Origin of the sequence: Paenirhizobium selenitireducens ATCC BAA-1503 (assembly GCF_900492185.1) — a bacterium.
GTDB lineage: Bacteria > Pseudomonadota > Alphaproteobacteria > Rhizobiales > Rhizobiaceae > Allorhizobium > Allorhizobium selenitireducens_A.
This window is the reverse complement of the sequence record NZ_UEYP01000031.1, coordinates 1-7,954: the sequence shown is the minus strand read 5'-3', so window position 1 is coordinate 7,954 and position 7,954 is coordinate 1. Positions and strand designations below refer to the sequence as shown.

8 protein-coding genes are annotated in these 7,954 nt (G+C 56.0%); all 8 read right to left on the bottom strand.

What is annotated here, in order from left to right:
- Positions 1-30: 30 nt before the first annotated feature.
- The 8 genes from repB to repC all read right to left on the bottom strand — a co-directional run bounded on the left by repB (position 31) and on the right by repC (position 7,540).
- Entirely contained in the window at positions 31-1,044 is a 1,014-nt protein-coding gene (repB, locus tag RHIZ70P_RS22195) for a plasmid partitioning protein RepB (RefSeq protein ID WP_115672734.1), read from the bottom strand.
- Complete coding sequence (gene repA, locus RHIZ70P_RS22190; protein WP_102022175.1) at positions 1,041-2,255, bottom strand: plasmid partitioning protein RepA; 1,215 nt, start codon at positions 2,253-2,255, stop codon at positions 1,041-1,043. The genes repB and repA overlap by 4 nt, the downstream gene beginning before the upstream one ends.
- Positions 2,256-2,481: 226 nt before the next feature.
- A complete protein-coding gene (locus tag RHIZ70P_RS22185; RefSeq protein ID WP_115672733.1) occupies positions 2,482-3,351 on the bottom strand; it encodes an ArdC family protein in 870 nt (289 codons plus the stop codon).
- Between the two features lie 221 nt (positions 3,352-3,572).
- The gene (locus tag RHIZ70P_RS22180; RefSeq protein WP_235842315.1) at positions 3,573-4,637 is read right to left on the bottom strand and encodes a Fic/DOC family protein; all 1,065 of its coding nucleotides are present in this window, start codon (positions 4,635-4,637) and stop codon (positions 3,573-3,575) included.
- Positions 4,638-4,702: 65 nt separating this feature from the next.
- Positions 4,703-4,909, bottom strand: a complete 207-nt coding sequence (locus tag RHIZ70P_RS22175) for an antitoxin VbhA family protein (RefSeq protein WP_115672730.1) — start codon at positions 4,907-4,909, stop codon at positions 4,703-4,705.
- 119 nt (positions 4,910-5,028) lie between these two features.
- On the bottom strand, positions 5,029-5,361 hold the full coding sequence (locus RHIZ70P_RS22170) for a DUF736 family protein (protein ID WP_102022171.1): 333 nt from the start codon (positions 5,359-5,361) through the stop codon (positions 5,029-5,031).
- 395 nt (positions 5,362-5,756) lie between these two features.
- Complete coding sequence (locus RHIZ70P_RS22165; protein WP_181904106.1) at positions 5,757-6,248, bottom strand: thermonuclease family protein; 492 nt, start codon at positions 6,246-6,248, stop codon at positions 5,757-5,759.
- 11 nt (positions 6,249-6,259) lie between these two features.
- On the bottom strand, positions 6,260-7,540 hold the full coding sequence (gene repC / locus RHIZ70P_RS22160) for a plasmid replication protein RepC (protein WP_115672728.1): 1,281 nt from the start codon (positions 7,538-7,540) through the stop codon (positions 6,260-6,262).
- Between the last annotated feature and the right edge of the window lie 414 nt (positions 7,541-7,954).

The following is a 7,954-nucleotide window of genomic DNA, read 5'->3' as shown; positions in this document are numbered from 1 at the left end:
CTCCTCTTGACCAATTAACGAGTGTCTCGATCACACCTCTTGGTGAGTTGGATCGGAATGATTGTTGTATTCGTTTAGAAGATCAGGCATTCGGTCCGCCAGCCAGCGCGCGAAAGCGCGTTCCTGCTTCGGGATTGAGACCGTAGTTCCAGCCGAATTACTCTTCATGCGGCCAAAAACTCGGTCACCCACGGCGAAGTCAACAATCTCTTCAGTTGGTTCCGCAGTCACTTTGTCGGCTGCAGCACTTGCAGCTCGTATCGCTTGGGCAATACGGCTGGAGCTGTCAGCGCCTCGAAACTCGACCGTGTTGATTATCTTGCGAACACGTGCTGCGCTGCTCGGATCTTTCAGCAACTCGGCAAATGCGGTCCATTTCGGTCGACCAACTCCTTTTGCTCTACCGATCGCAAGAATGATGTCTTCGGGAACCGCCTCCGTCACTCGAAACAGATGCGATATTGCCGCTTCTGAAGTTCCCAAGATTGGGCACATGGCGCGATGGGAAAGGCCAGCACTTTTGAGCTGTACTGCCCACATTGCCTGCTCGATCCAGGTCAGGTTTTCCCGAACACCATTCTCAAGCGATTGCTCTTCAATCAATTGCCGATCGGAAAGCTCTCGAACATACGCTCGAATCTTTATGGTCTCCGGTCGATCCGCTTCTGTCATTATGGCCTTGATCGCCGCCCATCGACGGTACCCGTAGGCAAGCTGATAATGATCCGGTTTCGTCGGATGCGGCCGAACGAGAACCGGAATTTTTTGGCCTTCGCTTGCGATAGAAACCTTAAGCGCCTCGAGCTCTTTGGCCGCATCTTCGTCGTTGCCAAAGCGATCTCTATAGGGGGAGCGGTCGATACGGTCAGGATCGAGTGAAATGACACTATCTTCGGTGAGCTGTGTCAGTGCTCGACCCACATTGGAAATGACAGGTGAAGAGTGCCGCCGCGCCAGCGAGTGCTTGTCAGACGCGTCCGACACCACAGTAGATTCTGTCCGGTTTTCGGCGGCCGCCATTCGCTGAAGGATGCTTTTCTTCATGTGCTACGCCCCCAAACTTTGTGAACGAGGTCGAGGATTTCGGAGTTAACTCGATCAGCGCTCTCAATTGCACGCTTCAACGCTTCACGACCGACCTCGCCCGACTCAAGCTCGTATAGGGTCTTCTTCGCTACCGCTGCACCGGCGATTGCCGTCGATTCGAGCGCCTCCGCAACGAGTACATCATCACCAAACAACCGGCGCATGACTCCAGACATGTACTTCTGGGGCCCGTCATTCGGGTTCACGCGAGTGAGCAGGAAACGGAAAAAGTCATGCTCAAATTTAGCTCCAAACTGCCCCAGAACTTCCGATAGATCGGAGATCATGATCAGGAACTGATTGCACGATGCAACGTCGAGCATCGCCGGATGAACGGTAATGATTAAGGACGTGGCTGCGTAAAGAGCGGCGAGCGTCGAGTATCCAAGGGACGGTGGGGTGTCGATGATCACGATATCGTATCGATCATCGACACGGGCCAGGGCGCTGCTTAACCGCTCGAAAAACAAACCCAAGTCATCTCTGGTTTTCGAGGTCAGATAGGATGGGGTATCAAACTCAAAATCCATTAGCTCCAGATTTCCAGGAACTAGATCGACACCCGGGAAATAGGTTGGCCGGATCACTTCAGCGAGCGGCCGCCTCTCATTGTCATATCGAATGGCTGCATAGGCTGTCTGGTTCTCGCCGAGATCGAACTCGGGCTGAATACCAAATAGCGCAGTCATCGATGCTTGCGGATCAAGATCCAGACACAGGACCCGATAACCCTGAAGCCCTAGAAAATGTGCAAGATGGATAGAAGTGGTTGTCTTGGAACTACCACCTTTAAAATTGGCCGTAGCAATTACCTGAAGCTTTTCCCCTTTGCGACGATGCGGGAGCAGTTCGCCAGCTTCGTCCGGACGAAGTTCGGCCAAGAATGCCCTCAGTTCCTTGACCTGTTCTATCGTGTAGGTTCGCCTATTGTTTTCTGCACGCTCGGGCAAAGGCCCCTTCCCTTCCAGCGTCAACTGGCGAAGAGTACTTTCCGGAACCTTGAGTAACCGCACAAGGTCCAGGGTTGAGAATGTCCGGCCAAATGTTTTCTGCGCAGAGGGTGGATAGACAGCCTCACGCATATCGTTCAGCTCCGCAGAGAGTTTCGAGGTGTAAACCCCGATCTTCGACGCAGTGTCTCTGACGCTCTGAGAAGCTGGCTGCAACATTCAATCCTCTTGACGGTTCTGACCACTTTACGAGATCATTTCCGTCAGAGATGCCAGACTGACTCCGATTCTTCAAGGCGTTTTTCGTTAACAAGAAGTTAACGCATCGAGGTGCCCGACTTTACAGTTGTAAAGTTTTTGGTCGATACGCATCAAGGATGCCCGACTTTACAATTGTAAAGTTTTGGGTCGATGCGCATGAGGCCCGACAGTTATGCCAGGGGCCCTACCCTGTAGAAGAGCTGAACTGTCGCAGATAGTCAGCGACTGCCTGAGCCTTTGCGGCGGCAGTGATTACTGCACGTGAATCCTGCTTGAGCACCTTGAGCCAGTTTTCAACGTAAGTCGCGGTGTTGTCTCGCGGATCATGCTCGATACCAAGATCGGCGCAGACGAACGCGGCTGAGATCTCGGCAACAAGCTCCTCCATGGCGTAGGCCTCACTGCCGAACCGCCCACTCAGGTCACGGCCCAAACGTGCCTTTGCACCACTCCAATGAGAAATTTCATGAAGAACAGTGCTGTAAAGGTGCATCTCGCTGAGGAACCGCCCCCGATCCGGAATCAGAATGTCATCGAGACCAGGGCGATAACAAGCCTGCTTGCCGCCGTAGGTGATCTTCGCGCCAGTGCGATCTATGAAGGATTCGACGTTTTCGAGAACTGGAACGGCATCCATTGGCACATCATCGGCCGGGCTCTTGAAGCGGTCAGGCAGGTTATCGATCTGCTCGACGTTGAAGACAGCGTAGCCCTTGAGATAGGGGACTGCGCGATCGTCCGCCTCCTGATCCTTCGGCGTGAAGGTGCCGTACTTGACGACGAGGGTTCCTTGTTCGCCCTTGCGGACCTGAGCGCCAAGCTCCTGAGCCTGCCGGTAAGTCATCCATGTGTTTTCGTCGTAGCCGGCGAGTTGCCCGGAGAGCCAAAGCATGACCACGTTGATGCCGCGATAGGCTTCGCCGGAGGCACGCAGCGGCGTAGCCGACCTGCGAACATTTCCGCGCCATGGCCGAATCCAAGGCTTGGTGCCGGCCTCGAGCTGCTGGATGATGGTGTCGGTGATCCGCTGGTAGGTGTCCTTTACGCTCTGCATTGCCGTCTCCTGTTCGTTGGTTGACGGCAAAGATCCGAAGATAGCGAAACGAGCCCATGCACCCGTAGGGCCGCAACGGAGTGTAGGACCGCGCAAGCGGTTGAATGGGTGAGGGGCTATCGTAGTTTGTCCGTCAAACCATCCAACGGACAGGAGAGGGCGCTGAGCGTAGGCACCCCGGCCGACGATACGGGCCCTCACTGCAGCGACAGGGCCGCAGATCAGCGCTCTCGGTCGTCTTGGTCGCGGTTTCGCTGGCGATCGGCAAGCTGCTGCGCTTCGATAGCCTTAAGCTCGGCATTGATGTGCTGCGACTGAGGCTCTTGGGCCTTTTGCTGACCTGGCTGCGAATGGGCATCTTGGACCTGTTCCGGCCGACCCAGAGTCTTGAAATCAGATCTTGCGGTGAACCTAACTTCCTCGTCGTCAGCAGGTATTTGCTCGGGGAGATCAGCACGATCTACGGCCACAATCCCCTTTTCGGTCACGAGGCTCGCTACTCGATTGTCATGGCCGAGAACCTGGCCTTCGATCACTTCGCCCTGGCGGGCCGTGCGGATATTGTGCTCGAACGGTTTCTCGCCAGCCTGGTCAAGATCGGACATGGCACTGCGGATCGCCTTGCGGCGGTTAGGATCCATTGCATCCTCGATGAGGTGCTTCATCGCCGGACTGGACGGATCATTCGTGGTCTCAATGGATGCCTCGATCATGCGAGGTTTGGTGATGACGGTCAGATCGATATCATGCCCGTAGGTGCGGCCCAATGAGACCACCAGAGCTTCGTTTGCCCTTCCATTGCCTTCGCGAAAGGCATGAACATAGTTCAACTCAGATAGGACGTGAGCGGCCTTCTCGGCGAATTGCTCGGGTGTGGCGGCTCGCAAGCCCTGAACGTCTCTAGCAGGCCTCAGCGCCTCGTTGAGACCCATTTCGATGCGCGAGCCGGGGAGGAAAGTCGTATCGCCCTTCGAAAGCCCGCCTACCGGCTCTACCCGATGCCCATCGACGACAGGACTTTCATTGCGCGTGTGTCCTGCCCATTCATAGATATCTTGAAAGATGTAGCCGTGCAGAGCCTTCAGATGCGCTGCGTCGTGATTACCGGTAGGGCCTTTTCCCTCGGCCAGCTCCGTAATCCTTGAGTCCGTAATCGCGTACTCGGCTTCGCGCAGTTCTGAATAGCTCCTGATATTGAGCTTGTTCTTCAGAACATCCTTGTAATCTTCATCCCCTGACGTGTTGGGATAGGTGTAGGAGCCTTTGGCTTCATCATCGCGGGCCAAGCGAAACCTCATGCAAAAAGGCCGCCTGAGTTCACAGGCGGCCGCTATAAATGTCTAGGTGATGATCAAGGCCGCTTGAACCGGGCCAGCATCTCTTGGCGCATTTCCTCGGAAGTGATGTCCCCAGCGACGTAGCGGGCCTTCGCTTCTTCCAAGACCGGGTCACCGGTGTAACCCTGCCGCATATTCGCAGCGCGTGCCTGATCTGAAGCCTTCTTCCGTGCTGCAACAGCTTCCGGAGAGCGATCGGGGCGAGTGGCATGAACGTTCATTGGCAGAGCCTCCAGTTACTGTTCAACTTAGCACAAAAAGAGCCGAATATCCAGCGAATGCGGGGTAAGCGGCTCTTTTATGGTGGGAGCCCGATCGGAGATCGGGCCTCCCAGAGCGATCAATCGCGGGGTTCCCATTCGATGATGGCCTGCAGTGCCACGTCATCTTGGCCGGGGTAGCGGCCCAAGTTGGCGTTGAAGCCGAGGCGCTTGATGGAGAGGGTGTAGTACGGCTTCCCTTCTCCGCTGGTCTTCTTCCAGATGCCGCCAACTTCGATGTCGTGGCCGCGAGGTGACTTGGCATAGACGCGATGCGTCGGAGCCTTTTCGTTGGTGGAGTCGAAAGGTGTAACCTTGATGTCCAGGTCCCGGTCGATGGTGGAGATGAGGCCGGTTCCTTTGGCATTGTCGATGTCGTCTTTGTCGAACTGGATGAAGTTGGTCATGCTCATGTTAATCACTCCTCTATGGTGGTTGCGATGATCGTCCATAAGGCACGGCGAAAAGCGGTGCGCACCGTAGGCCGGAGCGCAGCGAAGGAGGCTGGACGGGGACAAATTTTGTTTCGCGAGGAAGCTGAAGGCGGGGAAAATTTGGAGACGAACGGCTTTGCGCCAACCGCGTCGCCGTGCGAACGGGCATCAAGAGCAACCACTTTGGAGGTGTGGGGCCTGAGCGCTTGCAGCAATACGTCACCTCGAAAAATGGGACATCGGCACAGGTCAAGGGCGGGATTGTGCTGAATGCAGCCAAACCAGCAGCCTGAAACAAGAGGCTGGGGTAACCAAGAGTTCCACCAAAACATGAGATCTCGCCATCTGTTGCCCATATCAGCGCCGCCAGTCGTTCAGTTGCCGGAATGGCTGCGGCGATAGGAGGAGGGTGATTCAACCTGAGCGCCCCACAAGCCTTGGCCTAGCTGCCGGGCTCTTGCCTCGGCGCGGCGATACTGGTCCAGGTCGATCGGATGGGATCTTGGCAGATACCGCAACAAGAGGCTGGCTTGGCCCGCCTTCACCATTTCAAGGCCAATATCCGAGTTGTCGATGAAGCACTGGCCGACAAGGCGTTTGTACTGGTCTCGATCGACTTCAACGCAGCGGACATGCTTGCCATCGATCATGCGGGCGAGGAAGCGACGTGCCTCAATCCCGCAATTCCATATCACACCGTTTTTGGAGCCAGTCTGATCCCGCTCACAGGCGTCAATGGCCGCGATACGGATCCTCTGTTGGCGAATGCTGAAGGCGTCACCGTCGATCACTCGCGCCCGGCCTGAATAGTCGGCCGCTGCAGAAGACGCGGTGAACAAAAGCGCGGCCAGCGCGGCTCCAACCAAGCGATTTCCTATCACGAGTGTGCCTCCATCGAGTTGCGGGCTGCCAGCCCAAAGACGGAGCGGTTTAGATGAAGGTCTCCGCTCGCGGCGCGGTCGGTCATAGCCCGCAAATACCCGCCCGGCGAGCTGATCTCGGCCCGCGTGTATTTCTCAAACGTCAGAGCAATCGCAACAGCTGCCGCCTGCTGCCCCATTCGGTCCACGGCCCGCTGGCGCGCGTCCTCAGACACACCGGCGATGCGGCAAAGCTTGGGGGCAATCCGGTCCAGGTCCGCCCAGCTGCGCGGCGGCTTGTAGCCATATTCGGCAAGGCTTGGCGTAGCCCTCCACACATCTTCCAGCGCCACAAGTGACGGCTGCGGGTGCTTTTGCCTGTTGCTTTGGCTCGAACGGCGCCTCAGGCTTTCTTCAAAAGCCCTCTTGCTGGCGGAGCCAGCCTCTAACGAACTGACTTGTTCGGCGTCAGCCGAACGCCGATCATCATTACGAGCTTCAAAAAGTTTCGGGGTTGTAATCTGTATGTGGATGTCGTTTTCGACATCCGTGCATGTCATATTTGCATCTATGTCGGAGGTTCGCGGGGTCCGATTCACGTTGCGCAGTCGGTCGGCAAGCCACTCCAAAAGCATTGTTGCCTTCCGGAGGACTTGGGCCGGTGCGTGCCTGGCTGATCCGATGAAGGCCGCGATCTTCTCAACACGGGAGCCGATCCGCCCGAGAATGACTTCGCCTCGTTCGGTTGAGGACACGAGAGCATACCTCGCGGCACGTAGAGCGTCTCGGAAGCGACGCGCTGCGTTGTCGCGAACTCGAATCTCTTCCCGCTTCTGGCGCACCAGCTGATCAAGTTCATGGTGCCGAGCGATCAGGACACGTAGATCAATGCCGCAAGCGTCGGCAATATCTCCTTCGCCATCACGGATCGGGTAGCGCTTGAAATTCGCGCTGTCCTGCATGGTGACGAGGCCGAGGTCGTACAAACGCGAGAGAATACGGCTTATGCGTCCCGGTGACTTGTTGATGTCATAGCCAAGCTGCCTGTTCGACTTGTAGACGATCGGGCGCCCTCCTTTATCGAAGGCGTCAGCCTTGGCGGTCGTTACGATGGCTTCCAGCAATGCGTATTCTGCAGTTGTGATCATCCCGACTGTCATCAGGTTCTTGGCAAGTACTGCAAGCTGACCACGCGTCACCGTTCCGACTTCGGTTGACTGCGCCAGTCGCCGGAAGTCGGCTCGCTCCTTCGTCATTCTGCGACCTGTCGGCCGCTTGTGTTGTGTGGGTTCCCCCATCGTCCGTCTCCTGTCAGAGGCCAGACAAAGCTCCGCCGTTCACCGAAAAGGTGTTTTGATTATTGACATCGGAGGGGAGGTCTGCGAGAACGATCTTGCTTATATTTTCGAACTGCAGACCGCTTCCGGATCTTTCGGGAGCGGTTTTTCTTTTCTGGGCCGGGTGCGATCTCCAAAAAACTGTTAAAATGCGCGAGTCGGAATCGGTTTAGGTTCCGCCCGATTGCGATTAGTAACCTGAGATACCGAATTGATGCAAGTTGTCACATTTCCGCGTTGCTTTGCCGGGTCAGCTGACATCTGAAATAGCGCTTAAATTTCAATTTTTTAGCGCACTTATCCGCGCCTTCCCTCTATTCGCGCCTAAAACTGGAACGTTTTCAGAGTATGAATTATCCCCCTTTATTGTTGGGG

Bases quoted from the DNA above. Each gene is read 5' to 3' on its own strand.
- repB (WP_115672734.1), bottom strand. From the start codon at position 1,044: ATGAAGAAAAGCATCCTTCAGCGAATGGCGGCCGCCGAAAACCGGACA.
- repA (WP_102022175.1), bottom strand. From the start codon at position 2,255: ATGTTGCAGCCAGCTTCTCAGAGCGTCAGAGACACTGCGTCGAAGATC.
- RHIZ70P_RS22185 (WP_115672733.1), bottom strand. From the start codon at position 3,351: ATGCAGAGCGTAAAGGACACCTACCAGCGGATCACCGACACCATCATC.
- RHIZ70P_RS22175 (WP_115672730.1), bottom strand. From the start codon at position 4,909: ATGAACGTTCATGCCACTCGCCCCGATCGCTCTCCGGAAGCTGTTGCA.
- RHIZ70P_RS22170 (WP_102022171.1), bottom strand. From the start codon at position 5,361: ATGAGCATGACCAACTTCATCCAGTTCGACAAAGACGACATCGACAAT.
- repC (WP_115672728.1), bottom strand. From the start codon at position 7,540: ATGGGGGAACCCACACAACACAAGCGGCCGACAGGTCGCAGAATGACG.